General features: G+C 68.6%; 11 protein-coding genes. 6 read left to right on the plus strand and 5 right to left on the minus strand.

Annotation, left to right across the window (positions count from 1 at the left end; translation table 11 throughout):
- Nucleotides 1-69: 69 nt before the first annotated feature.
- Both ACVTJA_RS24815 and ACVTJA_RS24820 read left to right on the plus strand, forming a co-directional pair.
- Nucleotides 70-2,430, plus strand: coding sequence for a M4 family metallopeptidase (locus tag ACVTJA_RS24815; protein ID WP_465839700.1), 2,361 nt, complete (start codon nt 70-72; stop codon nt 2,428-2,430).
- Nucleotides 2,431-2,603: 173 nt separating this feature from the next.
- Nucleotides 2,604-6,284 carry a TIR domain-containing protein gene (locus ACVTJA_RS24820; protein ID WP_465839701.1) on the plus strand — a complete coding sequence of 1,227 codons (3,681 nt, stop codon included), beginning with the start codon at nt 2,604-2,606 and terminating at the stop codon, nt 6,282-6,284.
- Between the two features lie 34 nt (nt 6,285-6,318).
- Here the strand turns inward: ACVTJA_RS24820 and ACVTJA_RS24825 are convergent, their stop codons facing one another.
- Together ACVTJA_RS24825 and ACVTJA_RS24830 are read right to left on the minus strand one after the other, a co-directional pair.
- Complete coding sequence (locus ACVTJA_RS24825) at nt 6,319-7,485, minus strand: hypothetical protein (protein WP_465839702.1); 1,167 nt, start codon at nt 7,483-7,485, stop codon at nt 6,319-6,321.
- Nucleotides 7,486-7,522: 37 nt separating this feature from the next.
- On the minus strand, nt 7,523-8,854 hold the full coding sequence (locus tag ACVTJA_RS24830) for a hypothetical protein (RefSeq protein WP_465839704.1): 1,332 nt from the start codon (nt 8,852-8,854) through the stop codon (nt 7,523-7,525).
- A gap of 360 nt (nt 8,855-9,214) precedes the next feature.
- Here ACVTJA_RS24830 and ACVTJA_RS24835 point away from each other — a divergent pair, with 360 nt between their 5' ends.
- From ACVTJA_RS24835 to ACVTJA_RS24845, 3 genes are all read left to right on the plus strand, one after another.
- Nucleotides 9,215-11,317 carry an amylo-alpha-1,6-glucosidase gene (locus tag ACVTJA_RS24835; protein ID WP_465839706.1) on the plus strand — a complete coding sequence of 701 codons (2,103 nt, stop codon included), beginning with the start codon at nt 9,215-9,217 and terminating at the stop codon, nt 11,315-11,317.
- 105 nt (nt 11,318-11,422) lie between these two features.
- Entirely contained in the window at nt 11,423-12,658 is a 1,236-nt protein-coding gene (locus ACVTJA_RS24840) for a serine hydrolase domain-containing protein (RefSeq protein ID WP_465839708.1), read from the plus strand.
- A 228-nt stretch (nt 12,659-12,886) separates the two neighbouring features.
- The gene (locus ACVTJA_RS24845; protein ID WP_465839710.1) at nt 12,887-13,633 is read left to right on the plus strand and encodes a hypothetical protein; all 747 of its coding nucleotides are present in this window, start codon (nt 12,887-12,889) and stop codon (nt 13,631-13,633) included.
- A 46-nt stretch (nt 13,634-13,679) separates the two neighbouring features.
- Here the strand turns inward: ACVTJA_RS24845 and ACVTJA_RS24850 are convergent, their stop codons facing one another.
- A complete protein-coding gene (locus ACVTJA_RS24850) occupies nt 13,680-15,107 on the minus strand; it encodes a serine/threonine-protein kinase (protein WP_465839711.1) in 1,428 nt (475 codons plus the stop codon).
- A 156-nt stretch (nt 15,108-15,263) separates the two neighbouring features.
- Nucleotides 15,264-16,172 (minus strand): LysR family transcriptional regulator, encoded by a 909-nt coding sequence (locus ACVTJA_RS24855; protein ID WP_465839712.1) that lies wholly within the window; start codon nt 16,170-16,172, stop codon nt 15,264-15,266.
- A gap of 107 nt (nt 16,173-16,279) precedes the next feature.
- On the opposite strand from ACVTJA_RS24855, the gene ACVTJA_RS24860 reads away from it, so the two are divergent.
- Nucleotides 16,280-16,684 (plus strand): RidA family protein, encoded by a 405-nt coding sequence (locus ACVTJA_RS24860; protein ID WP_465839714.1) that lies wholly within the window; start codon nt 16,280-16,282, stop codon nt 16,682-16,684.
- A 106-nt stretch (nt 16,685-16,790) separates the two neighbouring features.
- On the opposite strand, the gene ACVTJA_RS24865 is transcribed toward ACVTJA_RS24860, so the two are convergent.
- A complete protein-coding gene (locus ACVTJA_RS24865; RefSeq protein ID WP_465839716.1) occupies nt 16,791-19,148 on the minus strand; it encodes a hypothetical protein in 2,358 nt (785 codons plus the stop codon).
- Nucleotides 19,149-19,200: the final 52 nt, after the last annotated feature.

Genomic DNA, 19,200 nt, shown 5'->3' on the forward strand with positions numbered 1-19,200 from the left:
GGGGACGCGCTGCGGCAGCGCTGACAGTGCGAGGTTGCCCTCCGAATGACCACGCAGAGGAGAGCATCAGTGAAAAAACACAGCCAGAACAATCCCATCACCCAGGCAGTCGCCACCGCGCTCGTCCTGGCGGCCAGCTCCGCGTCCGCGGCGGACCACGTCGACCTGCACCTGCAGGACGTCGGTGCCATCCGCCAGCAGCACGCGGCCATCGCCGCCACCGGCAGCCTGGCTCGGGAGGACGCCCGCCATGCTCGGGCCCTCGGCCTCGGCGCTGACTCGAGCCTGCGTCTGCTCGACCGCGTCAGCGAGCGTGGCGCGAGCAACTACCGTTACCAGCAGACGTTCCGCGGCCTGCCCATCTTCGGCGAGCACGTCATCGTCAACGAGGACGCCAACGGCGAGATTCGCACGCTGTTCGGGCGCAAGGTCACCGGCCTGGAGCGCGACATCCAGGATGGCACCCCGCGGCTCACCGCCACGCAGGCGCTGGACATCGCGAAGGGCGCCGGCCTCGGCAAGCGCATCAGCGCCATGCTCACGGCCAACGAGAAGGCCGAGCTGATGATCTACGTCGACGACGACGGCCGCGCCCACAAGAGCTACGTCGTCAGCTACTTCGCGGATGCCTTCGGAGGCGGCTCGCCGACGCGCCCGACGGTGATTGTCGACGCCGAGGACGGCACCGTGCTCCAGCAGTGGGAGAACCTGCAGCACGCGCTGGTTGGCACCGGCCCCGGCGGCAACCTCAAGACGGGCCAGTACGAGTACGGCACGAACTTCGGTTACATGGACGTGGCCCAGTCCGGCACCACGTGCACGATGACCAACACCAACGTGAAGACCGTCAACCTCAATCACGGCACGTCCGGCACCACCGCGTTCGCGTACACCTGCCCGCGCAACACGGTGAAGAACATCAACGGCGCCTACTCGCCGCTCAACGACGCGCACTACTTCGGCGGCGTCATCTACAACATGTATCAGGCGTACGTCGGCAGGGCTCCGCTGACGTTCCAGCTGACCATGCGCGTGCACTACAGCACCAACTACGAGAACGCCTTCTGGGACGGCTCGTCGATGACGTTCGGTGACGGCTACACCACGTTCTACCCGCTGGTCAGCCTCGACGTGGCCTCGCACGAGGTCTCGCACGGCTTCACCGAGCAGAACTCGGGGCTCATCTACTCCGGCCAGTCCGGCGGCATCAACGAGGCCTACTCGGACATCGCCGGCGAGGCGGCCGAGTACTACATGCGCGGCACCAACGACTTCCTGGTCGGCGCGCAGATCTTCAAGAGCAGCGGCGCGCTGCGCTACATGGCCAACCCGCCGCAGGACGGCATCTCCATCGGCCATGCCGCCGACTACCGGGACGGCATGGACGTGCACTACTCGTCCGGCGTGTACAACAAGGCCTTCTACCTGCTCGCCACGAAGACGGGCTGGAACACGCAGAAGGCCTTCCAGGTCTTCGCCCGGGCCAATGACCTGTACTGGACCCCGAGCACGAACTTCAACCAGGGCTCGTGCGGCGTGCAGACGGCGGCGCAGGACTACGGCTTCAGCGTGTCCGACGTGGCCTCGGCCTTCGCCTCGGTCGGCGTGAGCTGCGGCGGCGTCATCGAGGTGTTCCGGCAGACGGACGCCAGCGGCAAGCTCACCATCGCCGTGTTCGAGCGCTACGCGACGACGGCCGCCAACCACAACACCAACTTCGCGGTGACGGTGCCGGGTGACTTCGTGGTGATTGGCGGTGGCGGCGAGGGCAAGGAGAGCCCGGCGGGCAACCTGCTGACGGCGTCGTACCCGGACACCGGGCTGACCTCGTGGCTGGTCTCGACCAAGGACCACGTCAATGCCGACCCGGTGCAGGTCCGCGCCTGGGCCATTGGCCTGAAGGCCACGGGGCTGACGGCGGCGCAGCTGCGCAGCTATGTGACCCTCAGCACCGCGACCAGCGCCCTGGTCGCTCATCCCGACGTCACCGCGACCCTGCCTTCCGGCTATGTGCTGGCGGGTGGCGGCATCAAGGTGAACTGGACGGGCGGGGGCAGCCTCGCCACCGCCTCCGCGCCCTCGGGCACCGCCTCCTGGCGCGTGCGCTCGAAGGACCACACTGTGTCCTCGCCGGCGACGGCGGTGGCCTACGCGATTGGCATCAGCAGCTCGATTCCGGGCGTCGGCACGATTGGCAACGTCGTCAACAGCGGCACCTCGACGGTCGTCGCGCATCCGAGCTTCAGCGCGGGGTTGACCACGGGCTATGCGCTCAGCGGCTGCGGCGCGTTCGTGAACTGGAGCGGCGCCGGCAACCTGCTGTGGCGGATCAAGCCGTACAACTCCGGCTGCACCGTCTCCTCGAAGGACCACATCGATTCGTCGCCGGCGTCCATCTCCGGCTACGCGATTGGCCTCCGCGCGTTCTGAGTGATTGCGGCTCCGCTCCGGACGCCGCATGACGTTGAGGCCCCAGGTTCCCCGCGGGACCTGGGGCCGCGTCGGCACCGCGGAGTTCCATGGAAAGGCCCTACGGGGGGCAAGGCTTGACAGGGCGCTGCCCCTGCTGCCGAACTCCTTGGGTGCTCCCAGGGGACAGGTCCATGGCATCTGAAGAATCGCATTCAGTGGCGGCCCGGCCCGAGCAGCTCGATGGCGGCGACGAGCGCAGGATTCCTGGGGCACCCGAGTCCAGGCGCGGCATCTGGCGTCGCCTCGCGGATCGGGTGTTCGGGTACGACTATTTTGTCTGCTACGCGTGGGCGGATGGCCGCCCCTACGCCATGGAGTTCGCCGCGCGGCTCGAACGGCTGGGGCTTGATTGCTTCCTGGACTCCGAAGACTACGCCTTGTCGGATGACTGGGAGCGCGTGGGCAGCTGGACGCTTCGCAGGACCGGCCAGCTGCTGCTCATCGGCTCACCCGTGGCACTCGAGCGTCCGGCCGTCTTGCGCGAGGTGCGCCTGTTCGCGCGGACGGGCCGCCGGATTGTTGCCATCAGCTTTGGAGGCAGCCTCGACCCAAGCCGTGGAAACTCGAGGCTCTTCAGATACCTGAAGGCCCAGACCCTTCGCTTCGAAGAGCGCCCCGAGAGACTGGCCATCGGCCCCTCCGACGAAGCCGTGGAGCGTGTTGTCTCCAGCTTCGGGGTCGTCCGGCAGAGAGACAAGCGGCTGCGCCTCGTTTCCCTGACGGCCGTGCTCCTGGGACTGCTTGCGGTGGGTGCTGGCATCGCGGCGGTCCTCGCGGTTCTCGCGCGTGCGGCGGCGGAGGAGCGCAGCCAGATCAACCTCTCCCAGCGGCTCGCCGCACAGTCCGCGTTGGTCCAACAGGCCTTTCCCAAGCGGAGTGCCCTGTTGGCGCACGAGAGCCTGCGCGTGGCCAACGCGGCGGGAGTCGTGGTTCGCGATGCGGAGGAAGCGGCGCGCCGGGCGCTCGCGGCCTTGGGTGAGTCCACACCGTACGCGCACGAGGGACTCTCGGCGATGGCCCTCAGTCCAGATGGACGCTGGTTGGCCACTGGCGGCGAAGACACGTTGATACGGCTCTGGGACCTGGAGCATCCCACGGAGCCTTCCATTCTCCGTGGACATGAGACGGCCGTTCAGACGCTCGTCTTCAGCCCGGATGGGAAGTGGCTCGTCAGCGGCGGTGAGTACTACGGGCGTGGAATCATCACCGAGAAGAGCGACCGCAGTGCGTTCCTATGGAACGTCACCTCTCCACAGGCTCCACCCGTACGATTGGCAGGTCCCGGTGTCGCCGTGGAGATGGCATTCCTCAGAGCTTCCTCAGCGGTGGCTGTCATGTTCTCGGAGGGGGCCGTGGGCGTCTGGAATGTATCGAAGCCGGGGGCCGAGGCCCAATGGCTCGGGGGGACCGACCTCGATGCCAGGAACATCGCGGTGGATGGACAGGAGCGCTGGCTGGCGGTCGGTAATCGAAACGGAGCGGCACTGCTATGGCAGCAGGAGGAGCTGTCCGCGGAGGCAGAGCCGCTCGTGCTGGGCGGCCACGACGACCCCGTCGTGCGCACGCTGACCTTCAGCCCTGACGGACGGTGGCTGGTGACGACCAGCACCGACCCGCGGTCGGATTCTGGCGCGCCACCGACCTCCTCGCGAACGGCACGCTTGTGGAATCTCCAGTCCAGCACGCCCGCCGCAACCACGCTCGCCATCCGGGCGACGTGGCACCCGGTATTGCAGGTGGCGTTCAGCGAGGACTCGCAATGGCTGCTGATGCGCTCCGAGACGGCTGACCTGCGGCTCTGGCGCATGCCGGAAGTTCAAGGCGAGCCGCTGACGTTCACGCTCAGAGATGAAGGTGGCGACGAGCTCGACGGGCTCACGAGCGCGGCATTCAGCCGGGATGGACGCTACCTGGCAGCAGGGACAGAACGCGGCGGCTTGCGGGTCTGGCGTCTCGACTCAGGTGTGCCGCGTGACTGGCGCGCATTCTCGATTGCGAACGCCGAGGTGACGACGCTGGGCTTCTCGCCCAACAACGCGATGCTCTTCGCGGGCGGGCGCGATGGCTGGATTCGCGCCTGGAGTCTCGATGACACCAGTGGCCTGCCCGCGGATGTCATCGCCGGACACGAAGGCCAGGTGAATGGGCTCTGGTTCCTGCCTGGAGGCCGTGAGCTCCTGACGGTGAGCTACTCCAACCAGACCGTGGGAGGAGTCGGCGACGAATCCGTGCGCAGGTTCCGGCTGGATGACGCCCAACACCTCGCTCGTGCGGCGGAGCTCCTGCGGATTCCCGCCGGCGGCTATTCGGCGCAGCAGAGCGAGGACCGAGTCTGGGTTGCATTTGCATCCGGTGCGGACGAGACCACACTCATCAAGGTTGGCACCCGAGACTCGGCCGCTCGATACACTGTCGTCCCGGGTGCGCTCGTCCAGCAGGCATTCAGTCCGTCCAGTCGGTGGCTCGTCACCCATGCTGGCCACTCCGTCGTACTGACCCACCTCGGCGACGAGAAGCGTCTGACCCTGGACGCGGCCGGGAACACGAATCCGGCGGATGCCGACGCTCGAATCGTGGACGTTGCCTTCAGCGCGGACGAATCACGGCTGATGGTTTCGACCCGCCGGAACGTGCTGCTGTACGAAATGAAGGGCTCCGAGGTTCCCTCATTGAAAGCGACGATGACCGCTCCGAGCACCCCGTCATCGGGCCGGGTCGGGAAGGCCAGCAGTCTGTCCATGGCCCGTGATGGGAGGTGGCTGCTTGCAACGTGGCACCCGGAGGATGCCCCTGGTGCGACTCCGGAGGCCTTTCGCGGGAGCGCGACCCTCCTGAACCTGGGTGCGTCGGGACAGGTAGAGCAATACCGGCTGGACCTGCCCATCGCGCACACAGGCGTCATCATCGGAGACCACGCTGTCGTCTCGACGCCGGATGGAACCGCGTATGTGTGGCGGCTGCCGTATTCGCCCGGCGACCCGCCGGTCATCCTCCAGGGAGGCGGAAGAGCGCACCCGGCCACCGGGAACGCCTACGGGAGTCCTGACGGACGGTGGGCGCTCACGCTCTCGGCCGACACGGCATACCTCTGGAGACTCTCATCGAACCGGCGGAGCGCGGTCCGAGCAGCCATCGGGCCCATGGAGCCGAACGCCATCAACGGAAGCTACAGCGCGTGGGGCCGGGTCCGGTTCAGCGGCACCGGTAAGTGGCTCGCGCTGACGCAGAAGCAGGAGGAGGAGCCTCACATGCTGCTGTGGCTCGTGAGGTTGGATGGCGCGACCCCGGTGGCGAGGCGGCTTCCGCATGGTGAACAGGACACGTTCGAGGAGGTCGCGTTCAGCCTGTCGGGCGACTGGCTGGCCACGGGGGGCGGGACGAGTACTTCACGCATCGTCGAACATACCAGCATCAACCTCTGGGACCTGAGGAGGGCGGGTTGGGGAAGGGCTCCCATCCCACTCTCCGCGCATGAGACAACGATTGATGGGCTGCTGTTCGATGACCCCTACCTGTTCTCCAGCGCGGAGGACCGGTCCGTTGTCAAATGGGACACCTCGGTGGACGAGCCCGCCAGCGCGTATTCCTTCCTCCAGCGCTCCGCAGGCACGTCCTTCATGCAGAACGCCATCATTCTGCGCTCGGCCGTGCCTGGCACCGTCCTGACCCTCACGGAGGAAGGAAAGATTGGCTCTGAGTATTCGTTGCTGAACCGGTATCTGACCGACCCCGCGGGTCTGCTGCCCGTCATCCCACGGGTTGTCGGACGCCCCTTCACCGCCGCGGAGTCCAGGCGTTATCTCGCGCACTGAGCGGGGCATCGGCGCCGCGCGCTGCCTGCGCGCGTCAGCCCAGGCCCAGGCGGGGCAGGGTGACCTCGCGCACGCGGGGGATGCGGAAGCGGTAGAGGAACGCGTCCGCGAAGTAGTGCGCCAGCACCACGGCGTTGGTCGCGATGACGCCCAGCGACCACCAGGGCTGCTGCCTCAGGAGGTAGGCGGTGGCCGCGCCGTGCGTGATGCCATCCACCAGCGGCACGAAGGGGCTGTTGGCCACGCCCACCAGGATGATGGGCGCCATCACCGCCAGCATCGCCGCCCACGCCCCGGGCCCCCGCAGACGGGCCGTGGTCTCGCGAGCGGTGGGCTGCAGCATTCGCCCGGTGAGGAAGAAGTACTCCAGCCCGTGGATGCCCGCGCTCAGGATGGAGCCCCACAGCGGCCACACGAGGTACACCGCCACCACCGTCGTGTGCGCGAGGACATAGAGCTTCCGGGGCGCGCTCTGTCCCGGAGCTCCGTGCAGCGCGAGGACCAGCCGCACGGCGAAGACGGCCCAGATGGCGAGCAGCGCCCACGTGAGGCCATGGGGTAGCGAGCCGGACTCCGCCTGCCCGATGTCAATCATGGGCCGCGCGCCCGGTATGCCGGTGACGGGCAGCGCCAGGGTACGCACCATCATCAGGACCAGCGCGAGCGGGACGAACTGGCGCTGAAGAGTGCGCTCGGCATCCGAAGGGGGCGGGGCGCCTCCGGCACGTCCCCGGAGCGTGTGCAGCGCCCACAGTCCCTTCACCTGCGACAGCGTGTGGTGCATCGCCAGGACGTGGGTGCCCGAGGCCAGCAGGAGGGCGAGCAGGGGAGCGTGCTCGCTGGCGTACCAGAGCAGCCCGAAGGTGAGCGCGAACACCGCCGCCGAGCCGCCCACGAGCAGCCGGGACTGCGACGGCGTGGTGTGCAGCAGCTCGCGCCGCGTGCCCACCAGCAGGAATGTCAGGATGACGTGGGTGCCGTTGAGGAAGACGTACTGCGACGTCCACCGCCCGATGGCCTGGGAGAACCCCTGCGGGCCCTCGCCGGTGAAGCTCGCCAGCCACACGCACGCGAGCATCAGCAGCGTGGGGAGCAGCAACAGGCTCACGTCCACCCGGGGCGAGAAGAGCCACAGCCACTGGACGCGCGCGGACGCCGAGGCTTCGGACGTGGCGAGGGCAGGGGCGAGGGGAGGCGACATGCGCGCGGGAGTATAGCCCGGAGGCGGGTGGGGAGCCTCAGGGCAGCGTGAAGATGCTCCGGTACTGGGCCCACGTCGTCCGGTCGCCCGGGATGCGGCCCTGCCAATAGCGCGTCATCAGGAACCCCTCGAACGCGACGAGGAGGACGAGGACGGCCCCGGCGAGGCGCCGCGACACGGGGCGCTCCAGCCGCGCGAGGAAGCCGGCGATGCCCAGGGAGAAGAAGGCGCTGGCCTCGGTGAAGGCGCGGTGGCTGAAGCTGGACCCGTAGGGCCAGTGCCACCACGTGGACACCAGGTAGAGGTGCACGATGGAGAAGAGCAGCACCGGCAGGAGGTGGTCCCGCAGCCGCGCCCTGTCTCGCACGAAGCCCACGACGGCGAAGAGCCACACCGGCGTCCAGAAGAAGAGGCCCTTGCGGACGCTGAAGAGGACCGAGAGCACCAGGGGCCGGTCGAACTCGAAGCCCTGGCCCCGGTAGGAGAACACCAGCCAGCGCCCTGTCGCGAAATGCCAGTAGGCGACGAGGATGCTCAGCACCGCGCCCGCCGCGAGCATGGCCCACGCGACGCGACTCCAGTGCGCGCGGAGGAAGGCCAGTCGCTCCCGCTGCGTCCGCGTGTCGAAGACGCCGTACAGCGGGATGAACAGCAGCGCCACGGCATTGGGGTTGCGCACCAGCATGATGAACCCCGCCACGAGCCCCAGCAGCAGGGAGCGGCGCACGGTGGGCTCGCGGTACCACGCGGGCACGAGCACGAGCAGCGCCGAGAAGAGCGCGAAGGAATAGACGTGGCTGAAGATGGCGTCGGCGGTGCCGTAGTGGAACAGGTTGGTGCCGAAGGTGACGATGGCGAGCGTGGCCAGCACCACCGGCGCAGGGTAGAGGGCCTCCAATGCCTTGCGCAGCAGCGTCAGCCCGATGACCAGCGCGAGCAATCCGTTGAGCGCCGCCGCCACCTGGTAGGGCCGAGAGAAGCCGTCCTGGCGCGCGCCCACCAGCGGAGCGCTGACGTGCGCGACGAGGAAGGCGGGCATCATCAGGATGGCCTGGCCCGGCGGGAAACGATTGAGGTAGCGGCCCGTCGACTCGTCCAGCGTGAGCCCCAACTCGTAGGGCATGTCCGGTCCCCACTCGGCGGCCTCCGTGCGCAGGGACAGGTCGTGCTGAACGAAGAGCGCCGTGAGGTAGAGGTGGTAGCCGTACCCGTCCGAGCGGATGGGCGTGCGCGTCGGGTTCGCGCGGTAGAAGAGGACGAGGGCCACCAGCCCGAGCACGCCCACCGCCGGTGCGAAGAGCCTCAGCGCACGATGCACCCACGCGGGCGCGGACGAAGCTGGAGCGAGCGAGGATGTGGCGGGCGTCATTGGCACCGACTCTACCGTGCGCTGCCTCGATTCCTGCCTCTTCCTGCTGCCCCGGCCGTGCGTGTGATTCAACGCCCGATGGGCCGGGGAATCCCCTCGCCGCTTCGACGCCCGCCGAGCACACTGGGAAGGTCGCTCCTCCTCGGATGCTGTTCCCGAAGCCTGTCGGCCCAACTCCTAGGTCATTCAGGGGAGGAAGCGGTGAGGACACAGAGTCGACATGAGGTAGGGAGCCGCCGACGTACGCCCGTTCCCTCGGCGCGGACCGCGCGCAAGAGCGCGAGCCGGCCCGCGAAGGAGAAACAGTCCCAGCCCCGGCGCAAGGCGGCCCCGGTCTCCCCTGGAGGAGATGGACTGAACGTGCAGCGTGTCCTCTGGCGGGGGACCGCCGAGTCGTCGCTCGAGACCCTGCTCGGGCGCGAGTGGCTCGTGACCAATGGGCTGGGCGGCTATGCCGCCGGGACGGTGGCGGGTGTGCCCACCCGCCGCTTCCATGCGCTCCTCGTCTCGGCCCTCCCCGCGCCGCTCGGCCGGGTCGTGATGCTCAGCCAGCTCACGGAGCGCATCACGCTGCCGGATGGCCGGTCTGGCGAAATCAGTGGAAGCGAGCAAGCGCCCGGCAAGCTCGATGTCCATGGGCTCGCGGCGCTCAAGGAGTTCCGGCTGGAGCAGGGCCTGCCCGTCTGGCGGTACGAGGCCGCTGGCCACGTGCTCGAGAAGCGGATCGTCATGCTGCACCAGCAGAACACGGTGCACGTCCAGTACACGCTGATCAGCGGCCCGGGGCAGGTGACCCTGGAGGTACGCCCCTCGCTCCAGTTCAGGCGGCACGAGGACCGGCTCGACTCCCCCGTGGCCGAGGACTACCCCCTCACGCGAATGGGAGACCGCTACGAGCTGCGTGCGCCCGAGCCGTACCCTCCGCTCCGGATGCGATTCGTGGGGCAGTCGTCCACGTTCCTGAGCGAGCCGCGCGTGTTGGAGAACATGTACTACCGCCTCGAGGACCGGCGTGGGTACGACTCGGGAGGGCGCCTGTGGAGCCCGGGCAGCTTCCGCGTGGAGCTCTCCTTCGACCGGCCAGCGACGCTCATCGCCTCCACCGAGGATTGGGAAGTCATCGACGCGTTGACTCCGGTCCAGGCCCTGAAGTTCGAGGCGCTGCGGCGTGAGCGGATGCTGGAGGCCGCGCATCCGGCGGCGAGGACTGGCATTGGCCCGGCACTGGTGTTCGCCGCGGACCAGTTCATCATCTCCCCCGCGGGTCGCGTCGCGGATTCCGCGCGCGTGCACGCATCGGGAGACGAGCTGCGCAGCGTCATCGCGGGCTACCACTGGTTCACGGACTGGGGGCGGGACACGATGATCAGCCTGGAGGGCCTGACGCTCGTCACCGGGCAGCACGACATCGCCCGCGACATCCTGCGCACGTTCGCCTTCTATTCGAAGGACGGCCTCATCCCGAACCTGTTCCCCGAGGGCGGGAAGGATGGCCTCTACCACACCGCGGATGCGACGCTGTGGTTCTTCAACGCCGTCGACCGTTACATCCAGGCGACCGGTGACCGTGAGAGCGTGCAGCGAATCCTGCCGCTCATGCGAGACATCGTGGCGCATCACCTGCGCGGGACCCACTTCAACATCGGCGTCGACCCCGCGGACGGGCTCGTCCGTCAGGGCCAGAGCGGATACCAGCTCTCGTGGATGGACGCGAAGGTGGGGGACTGGGTGGTGACGCCCCGGCGGGGGAAGACGGTGGAGATCAACGCGCTCTGGTACAACGCCCTCATGCTCCTGGCGGGCTGGGAGCGGGAGCTCACGGGCGAGCAGGAGGCGCGTCAATACACCGAGCTCGCCGCGCAGGTGCGCAAGTCGTTCAACGAGCGGTTCTGGATTGAGCGCAGCGGCTACCTGTACGACCTCGTGGACGGTGAGCGCGGGGACGACGCGGCCTTCCGGCCGAATCAAATCCTCTCATTCTCGTTGACGCACCCGGTGCTGGACGAGAAGCGCTGGGCGCCGGTGCTCGAGAAGGTCATGGAGCAGCTCTACACGCCGGTGGGGCTCCGCTCTCTCTCGCCCGGACATCCCGACTACAAGCCCCGGTACGACGGCGACCTGCGCTCGCGAGATGCGGCCTACCACCAGGGAACCGTCTGGGCCTGGTTCGCCGGGCCGCTCGTCGATGCGTGGCTCCGCGTGCATCCGGGCGACCGCGAGGGCGCGCGGAAGCTGCTGAAGGGCTTCGAGAAAGAGCTGGGCGATGCGGGGCTGGGCACCATCGCGGAGATATTCGACGCGGACCCGCCATTCACTCCGCGCGGGTGTGTCGCTCAGGCCTGGAGCGTGGCGGAGGTCCTGCGCGCCTGGGTGAAGACCGCGCCGGAAGACGGGCAGGGCGTCCGGAAGCCGCCCCGGCGGAAGGGGACGACCCACGGCCGGCGGCACCCCGCGCGGCATTGAGCGGCCCATGGGGGCCACGCCTGAGTGGGGCGCGGCCCGTGCCCCGAATGAGTCCCGCGCGAATTCTTTGCCGCAGTGCGGCGTACTTCGGGGAGGATGCCGGGCATGACGGACTTCGGCATCAACGTGGACCCGGGTGAGGTGGGGCTGGACGCACAGCGGCTGCGGCGCATCGACACGCACTTCCGGCGGTATGTGGACGACGGGAGGCTCGCGGGCTGGCAGGTGATGGTTTCGAGGCGCGGCAAGGTGGCGCACCTGGCGTCGTACGGGCATGCGGACCGCGAGGCGGGGCGGGCGGTGGAGACGGACACCGTCTGGCGCATCTATTCGATGACGAAGCCGGTCACCTCGGTGGCGGCGATGATGCTGTGGGAGGAGGGCGGGTTCGAGCTGTCCGACCCCATCAGCAAGTGGCTGCCGGAGTTCGCGCAGCCGCGCGTCTACATGGGCGGCCCGGCGACGAAGCCCGTCACCGTGCCGGCCACGGAGCCCATCCGCGTGTGGCACCTGCTGACGCACACCGCGGGGCTGACGTATGGCTTTCACCGGGTCCACGTCACGGATGAGATTCACCGGCTGCGAGGCTTCGACCTTGGCGCGCCGGAGGGCTATGACCTGGCCGCGTGCGTGAAGGGGTGGGCGGAGCTGCCGCTCACGTTCCAGCCCGGAGCCGAGTGGAACTACTCGGTGTCGACGGACGTGCTCGGGCGGCTGGTGGAGGTGGTGTCGGGGAAGTCGCTCGACGTGTTCTTCCGCGAGCGCATCTTCGGCCCGCTGGGGATGCGGGACACCGGCTTCTGGTGCCCCGAGGACCAGCAGGGCCGGCTGGCCGCGCTGTACATGCCCGTTCCCGCGACGGGAAAGGCCATCCGCGCGGATGCGTTCGCGAAGCTCGGGACGAAGCCTCCGGCGTGGTTGTCGGGTGGAGGCGGGCTCGTGTCGACGACGCGAGACTTCACGCGCTTCACGTGGATGCTGCAGAACGGTGGCGAGCTGGAGGGAGTGCGGCTCCTGTCCCCGCGCACGGTGAAGTACATGACGCGCAACCATCTGCCGGGTGGAGTGGACCTCGCCACGTATGGCCGGCCGCTCTTCGCGGAGACACGGTACGACGGCGTGGGGTTCGGGCTGGGCTTCGGCGTGGTCATCGACCCGGTGGCCTACCGCGTGCCGACGAGCCCGGGCGAGTACCACTGGGGAGGCATGGCCAGCACCGCGTTCTGGGTGGACCCTGGCGAAGAACTCGCCGTTGTCTTCATGACCCAGTTGCTGCCGTCCAGCACGTGGCCGCTGCGCTCACAGCTGCGGCAGCTCGTGTATCAGGCGATGGTGGATTGAAGATGCGAGTGGCAGGCTGCGTCCGAACAATGGGGGGCGGTGGCTGGATCAATGGCTAACGTCTTGTCGGAGCCTACCAGGTATTCCGTTCCGACAATTCGGTTGTATGGCATTGGAGCTCCGGAGACGCGGAGTGCGCGTCCCCGAAGCCCCCGGGCCGGCCTGGTGGAGGAAGCGGCTTCGCAGGGCCCGTGGAATAACGGAGCCCGATGCGCGTCCGGAGGGCACATGAGGGGCTCCCGCTTCTGGAATGTCATGGTGAGGTGTTGCGCGCTGGCACTCGTCCTGATGGCGAGCATCGCCTCCGCGCGGGATGTGCATGCGGGGGCCTTCCTGCGCTGGGACCTGGAGGAGCGTGCCCGTGCGGCCGGAGCTCAGCGGGAGACGGTCTGCCAGGCCGTCTCGGTGAGCTGGCTCGACGCGGGGGACCGCGTGCTCTGGACGGCGCCACTCCCCGACAGGATGCGGGAGGTCGATTGGGAACCCTGCGGCTGCCGTCCGCCCGGGGATGGCGGCGTGTGCGTGTCGGGACTCCACGCGTACCTCGACCAGCCGCGTGCGTCCGTGCCTCCCTTCGTCGTCGGCATGCTCCGGAAGGGAGACGTCCTCGCCGTCGCGGACATGAGCGGCGTGCTGCTCCTGGACGTGCGCTCCGGCAAGGTGCTCCTCGACTGGGAATCACCCCGGGAACAGAACGCGCTGCTCTTCGTGGACGAGGGGCGCTTCACGCTCGAGGGCATCCCCGGGTGCTCCGGGCCGCTCGCGAGGGGGCGCCTGTTGCACCGCTGTGGCTCACGGTTCGTCTATTTCAATGGGACCGCCGTGGCGTTGTTCCAGACACGGCCGCCGGGCCTGGGGGCCGCCGTGCGCGCGGAGGCCGCGCATCTCATTCCGCAACGTCCTGCTCGCGTGAAGGCACGCATTCCCATTGGCGGCGGCACCTTCGTGCTGGAGGGCATTGTCTACCTTCACTGAGGCTCGGCGCAGGGGACCGCCGCGGCGACCCATGCCCTTCCTATTGCTATCGGCCGTCCGTGCTATCCGTGGGACTCGAAGTGGGGGGGCGCGTGCGGGGGAACACGGGGAAGTAGCAGTCGCCCTTGTAAGTGTAGGCGTCGATGTCGCACTCCTTCGTGGCCGCATTCCCCCGGATCCAGCAGCCACCGTTGATGGGGATCTGCATCTTGCTGGGGCAGCGGCCGTTGGCATCCGGTCGGCGCTGCCCTGGAAGGGGCTTCGGTGGAATCTCCAGGGCGATGCTCGTCCATGTGGACGGTGCTGCCCAGGTGGGTTCCACCGGTGCCGTCAACGCCGTGTCCCCGACAGCCACGGTGCCGCCATCCCTCGCCTCCTCGCTCGGTGACACCTGCGCCTTCTCCGGCTCCTCCCCAGTTCGCGCGGTCAGCAGCCAGGCGGCTCCGAAGGCCAGTGTCGCCCCCAGGCTGGCCGCCCCGGGCCAGGACCGCCACACGCGCCTCCTCACTCGCGGCGCGACGTGCGGGGGCGCGCCCCTTGCGCCCACAGGCAGCTGCTCCTCCCGAGCGAAGAGGGGCACATCCGCTTCGGAACCCGCCTTGCGCGCGGCCCGCTCCAGCGCCTCCGCCAGCTCGCGGGCGCTGCCGCGCGCCTCCGGGCGCACGGAGACCATCCGGGACACCAGGGCACTCAGCTCCGCACAGCAGCGGGCGTTGACGGCTCGCGGCGGCTGGGGACCGGGGCCAGCCTCATGCCAGACGTAAATCCCTTCGTCAGCGGGCTGTGTCGCGGGAGGGTACTCGTCCGTCACCAGCCGCCAGGCGGTGATGCCCAGGGCGAAGACATCGTCCGCGGGGCCGGGCGCGTAGGGCAGGGCGGAGGCCTGGATGGGGGGCCGCACGGAGCGCCACGCTTCCGGTGAGCGATAGGCCGGCGTGCCAGGAGGAAACGCGCCCCCGGTCAGCTTGGATGCACCAGAGTGGTACCTCGAGCCGAAGTCGGTCAGGAAGACCTGGCCATCCACCTCGCTCACCAGCACGTTGTCGCCTTTGACGTCTCTGTGAACGCCGCCCACGGAATGCGTAGCCTCCAGGGCCCGCGCGAGGTTGGCGAGGACTCGGAGCACCTGCCTCGACGTCGGCGTGTACTCCCGCGCCCAGTCGTACAGCGAAATGCCATCGATGAGCGCCATTGCGAGGAAGGGATAGGCGGGGCCCACCGGAGGCTTCCAACTCCCGTGGTCCACGAGGCGAGGGACGCTCGGGTGGCGGATGCGCGAGAGGAGCTCCACTTCCCGCGCGAAGCGCGCATCCCCGGGGTGCAGGGCCACCTTGAGGGCCACGGGGCCTGTCTCCGCACTGAAGGCGCGGTAGACGGCACCGTAGGCACCCATGCCTCGGCGCTCCACCACGCGCCAGGGGCCAATCCGGGTTCCCAGGGGAAGACGTGCCGGATTCACGTAACCAGGCTGCATGGAGCGCTCGTGAGGGGACGCAGTGGACGTTGCGCCCGGGAGACTACTCCGCGAGTAGTCTCGCGTCAGCCTTGTCTGCCGGATGGTAGCGACGCCGTGAACAGCGCTTGCTGAAAGCTGTGCTCTCGAAGCTCGCTCCTGCAGCGAGCGCATCTCTCATTCGAGCGACTTCGCGCTCCATTGCTCGACCATCAGGTCGATGAAGCGCCGCACCTTCGCGGGCAGGTGCCGTTTGCTCGGGTAGATCGCCATGATCCGGACGTCCTCCCTTTCGAAATCCGGAAGCAGCGCCTCGAGCCGTCCACTCGCCAGGTCTCCGTCGACCAGGAAGCCGGGAAGGGCGGCGATGCCCAGTCCCGCGACGGCCGCGTCCCGGAGCGCCTCGCCACTGTCGAGACGCAGGCGGCTTCGCCCCTCCACCTTCACCCAGGCGCCGCCCTTCTGGCGCAGACGCCAGCCCTGTCGTCGCGTCCGGCTGCTGAATATCAGGCAGTCATGCGCCGCGAGCTCCTCCAGCGTCTCGGGTCTGCCACGGGCCTCGAGGTAGGAGGGCGCGGCGCAGATGACCGCCCGGTGTTGAGCCACGAGCCGGGAGACCAGACGCGTATCCGTGCTGGACGCATTGATGCGCACGGCCAGGTCGTAACCCTCCTCGATGATGTCCGCGGCGCGATCGGTGAAGCTCACCTCCGCCTGCACCTCGGGCCAGGTCCGCAGATAGTCCCGCAGCAGGGGAAGGACATGCAGTCTGCCGAATGCGTCGGGCACGGTGAGCCGCAAGACTCCCCGAGGCGTGCCCGTGCGCTGCCCGACGCTGGCTTCCGCCTCGTCCAGGGCCGCCACGACCTGCAGGCAGTGCTCATGGAAGACACGGCCATCGTCGGTGAGACTCAGGTGGCGCGTCGTGCGATTGAGCAGGCGCACCCCGAGGCGGGATTCCAGCCGGGCCAGGGCCTTGCCAGCCGCCGAGCGTGTCAGGCCGATGGCCCGGCCGCCGCCCACGAAGCTGCCCGCGTCCACGACGGACATGAACGCGAAGATCTCATCCAACTGGGCGCGCTTCATGGAGGGCCTTCGATTGTAGCTCCCGCATCGCCGGAGAGGGGAACGCCGTTCGTCAATGGGCTCGGTATACGAGCCCGGCATTCACCTCTTCATCCTGGAGCCCACCCATGCCCGTAACCCTGCTCAACCCCGACGGAATCCCGAAGACCGAGGTGTATCGGCAGGTGGCGATTGCCACCGGCACCCGGCAGGTGCACATCGCAGGGCAGGTTGCATGCGATGCGAATGGCCAGCTCGTCGCGCGGGGGGACCTGGCTGGACAGGTGGCGCAGGCCCTCCGCAATGTCGCCATCGGCCTCGCGGCCGCTGGAGCGACGTTCAGCGACGTCGTCCGACTGACGTTCTACGTGGTCGATTGGAAACGCGAGCTGATGCCCGACTTCCTCGCCGGCATCGAGCGGGTCGCCAAGGAGTTGCAGCTCGCGCCGGCGCCGGCATCGCTGATCGGGGTCTCCGTGCTCTTCGAGCCGGGCGTCCTCGTCGAGATCGAAGCCACCGCGGTCCTGGACTGACCCACGCGGCAACCCGCGCACGAGCGCCCCACGGCCAATGGACCGCGGGGCGCTCCAGGTCCGCTTCGAGGCACTGGCGCAGTGCCCCGAGCCGAACCACCGCCCCTCAAGGGGCAGACTGCAGCGGCTTGCGCTCCTTCACGCAGGCCTGGATCAGCTCGAGCACGTTCATCTTGGTGCTGCCGACGTCGAACTTCTGCTCCTTGAAGTCGGGATACCGGTTCTCCAGGATGCGCCCCTCGGCGATGCACTCGTTGAGCTGCGCGAGTGCGTCGCTCTTCTTCCCCTTGGAGAGGAACTGCTTCGCCTGGTCGTAGGCCTTCTTCGGGCCTTCCTGGAACCGAAGCTGCACGTCGGCCCGCTTCTGTGGCTCCAGCAGCGCGTCTGCCTTCTGGGCGCACTGGGCCATCACCTCCTGGGGCCGGGTGGGGATACCGCCGACGAGCACGTCGACCGAGGCGAGGCTGGCGTTCTCCTTCACCATCCTGGCGCCGTCGTCCTGGCAGGCCTTGAGCTTCTCCATCGCGCTCGCGTACAGCCCCTGCCGCTTGCGCAGGTCCGCGGCGGAAGCGGCCTCTTCCGTCGCCTTGCTGGCGGCGGCCAGGGCCTCACCGGTCATCCGGCGCAACGCCCGCGCCTGCCGCGCGAACTCGAGCGCCTCCACCAGCTTCAGCCACTCGGCGCGTGCCCGATCCGCGTATGCCGCATAGCCCGCGTCCTGCCGCTGCAGCTCCGCGCGCGCATCGAACATCTGCATGATTTCGTCCACGCTCTTCGAGGCGGTCTCGACGTCGCCGTCGGTCGACGAGATGAGCTTCGCGGCTTCGATCTTCTCCTTCGTCGAGGCCAGTCGCTCGGTGAGCTGGGCGCGGGCGTCCGCCGCGGACAGCACGATCTTCCGCCGGTTGATGCGGTCGCTCAGCTCCGCCATGCGCTCCTTCGACTCCTTGGCGTAGACCGCGTAGTCGCGGTCCTTCTTGACGAAGGCGGCGCCAGCCTCCAGCACCACGCCAATCTGCTTGACCGCGTTCTCCGCCTCCTGGAGCTGCGCCTCCGTGGGCTTGTCCTTCTGAATCTGGGAGACCACGGCCGTCGCGTTCTTCCGCGCCTCGTCGACCTTCGCGCGCTGCTGCTGCAGATCGACCTCGTACCGGCGCCGCTCCATCGTCGCCCGCCCGTCCTTGAGCAGCTGACGTGCCTCGGCGGCGGCTGGACTGATGGCGGGGTTCTTCGCGTGCACCGTCTCGAGCGTCTTCTCCAGGACGACCAGCGCCGTCTTCGCCTCCTCGAACTGCTCGGCCGTCGCGGACCGCTTCTCGACATTGCGCAGGGCCTGCAGGACGTCGGCGCGAGCCGCGTCGAGGCCGCGCACCTGGAGGGCCACCTCCACCTCGACGAGCGTGTTCTTCACCTCGGCGATGTACTGGCCGATCGCCGGGCTCCGCGCGGCCTGCGGCTCGTACCTGTCCACCAGCTTCCGGACGACGAACGACGCCGTCTTGGCCTCGGCGAACTGCTCGGGCGTGGGCTTCCTCGCGCGGAGCGCCTTGGCGGCCACGATGAGCTCCTCATGGGCAGGCCCCATCTCCGCCTTGACCCGCGAGACACCCGCCTGCACCACGAGCTCCTCCATCCGGCGCTTCGCCTGCGTGATTTCGGCTCGTGCCTTCTCCGCGTCCGCGCGATACGCCTTGTCGCGCTCCTCGAGCGGCCTGCCCTCATCGAGCTGCTTCTGCAGCGCCGCCGTCGCCTTGTCGGCGGCGCCGAACTTCTCGTCCGACCAGGCCTTGTCCAGCTCGGCGAGCGCGGTGGACAGTCCCTTGCGACTGTCGGCCAGGAGCCCTCGCTGCTTCTGGGCCGACTGCTGCAGCCACCGGTCGTCGAGCGTCTTCTCGTGACGGGCGATGGTCGCGTCGACCTCGGTGAGGTACGCGGCGAACTTCGCATCCTGGTTCGTCAGGGGCCGCCCCTCCGCGGTCAGCTTCTTGAGCGCCTCCACCGCGGCCCGGGCATCGTCCATCGCCTTGGGGGCGGCGTCCTTCTCCGAGAGCTTCGCCATGCGCTCGTTCAGGGGCGCGAGCGCGCCGTCGATGCGCCGGCGGAACTCATGGATGTGGACCTTGGCCCGGCGCTCCTCGACGTACTCGCGCTGCGTCCGGAGCTGCTTCCGCGCGGCCAGGACGGTCTTGGCGTACTCGAGGTCCTCCGTCTCGAAGCTCGCGCCCGCATTGAGCGCATCCTTCAGCGCCTCCACCGCCGCGAGGGCGGCGTCGAGGTCGGTGTTGCTCGGCGGCTCCTTCTCGATGCGTTGAACGGCCGTGGTGAGGGCGGTGCGAGCGCTCTCCACCCGCTTTGATGCCTCCGCGACGGACCTCGCGGCGCCGGCTTCTGGAGACGCGGCGGAGGCAGTGGCAGAGGTGAAGACGAAGAACCCGATAAGTACCAGTACTGAGGGACGTACCATCCGCGCGAACCTACTACAGCGAAGCTGGGGAGCTCCGACTTAGTGTCGGCGC

This window comes from Pyxidicoccus sp. M6, assembly GCF_055568925.1.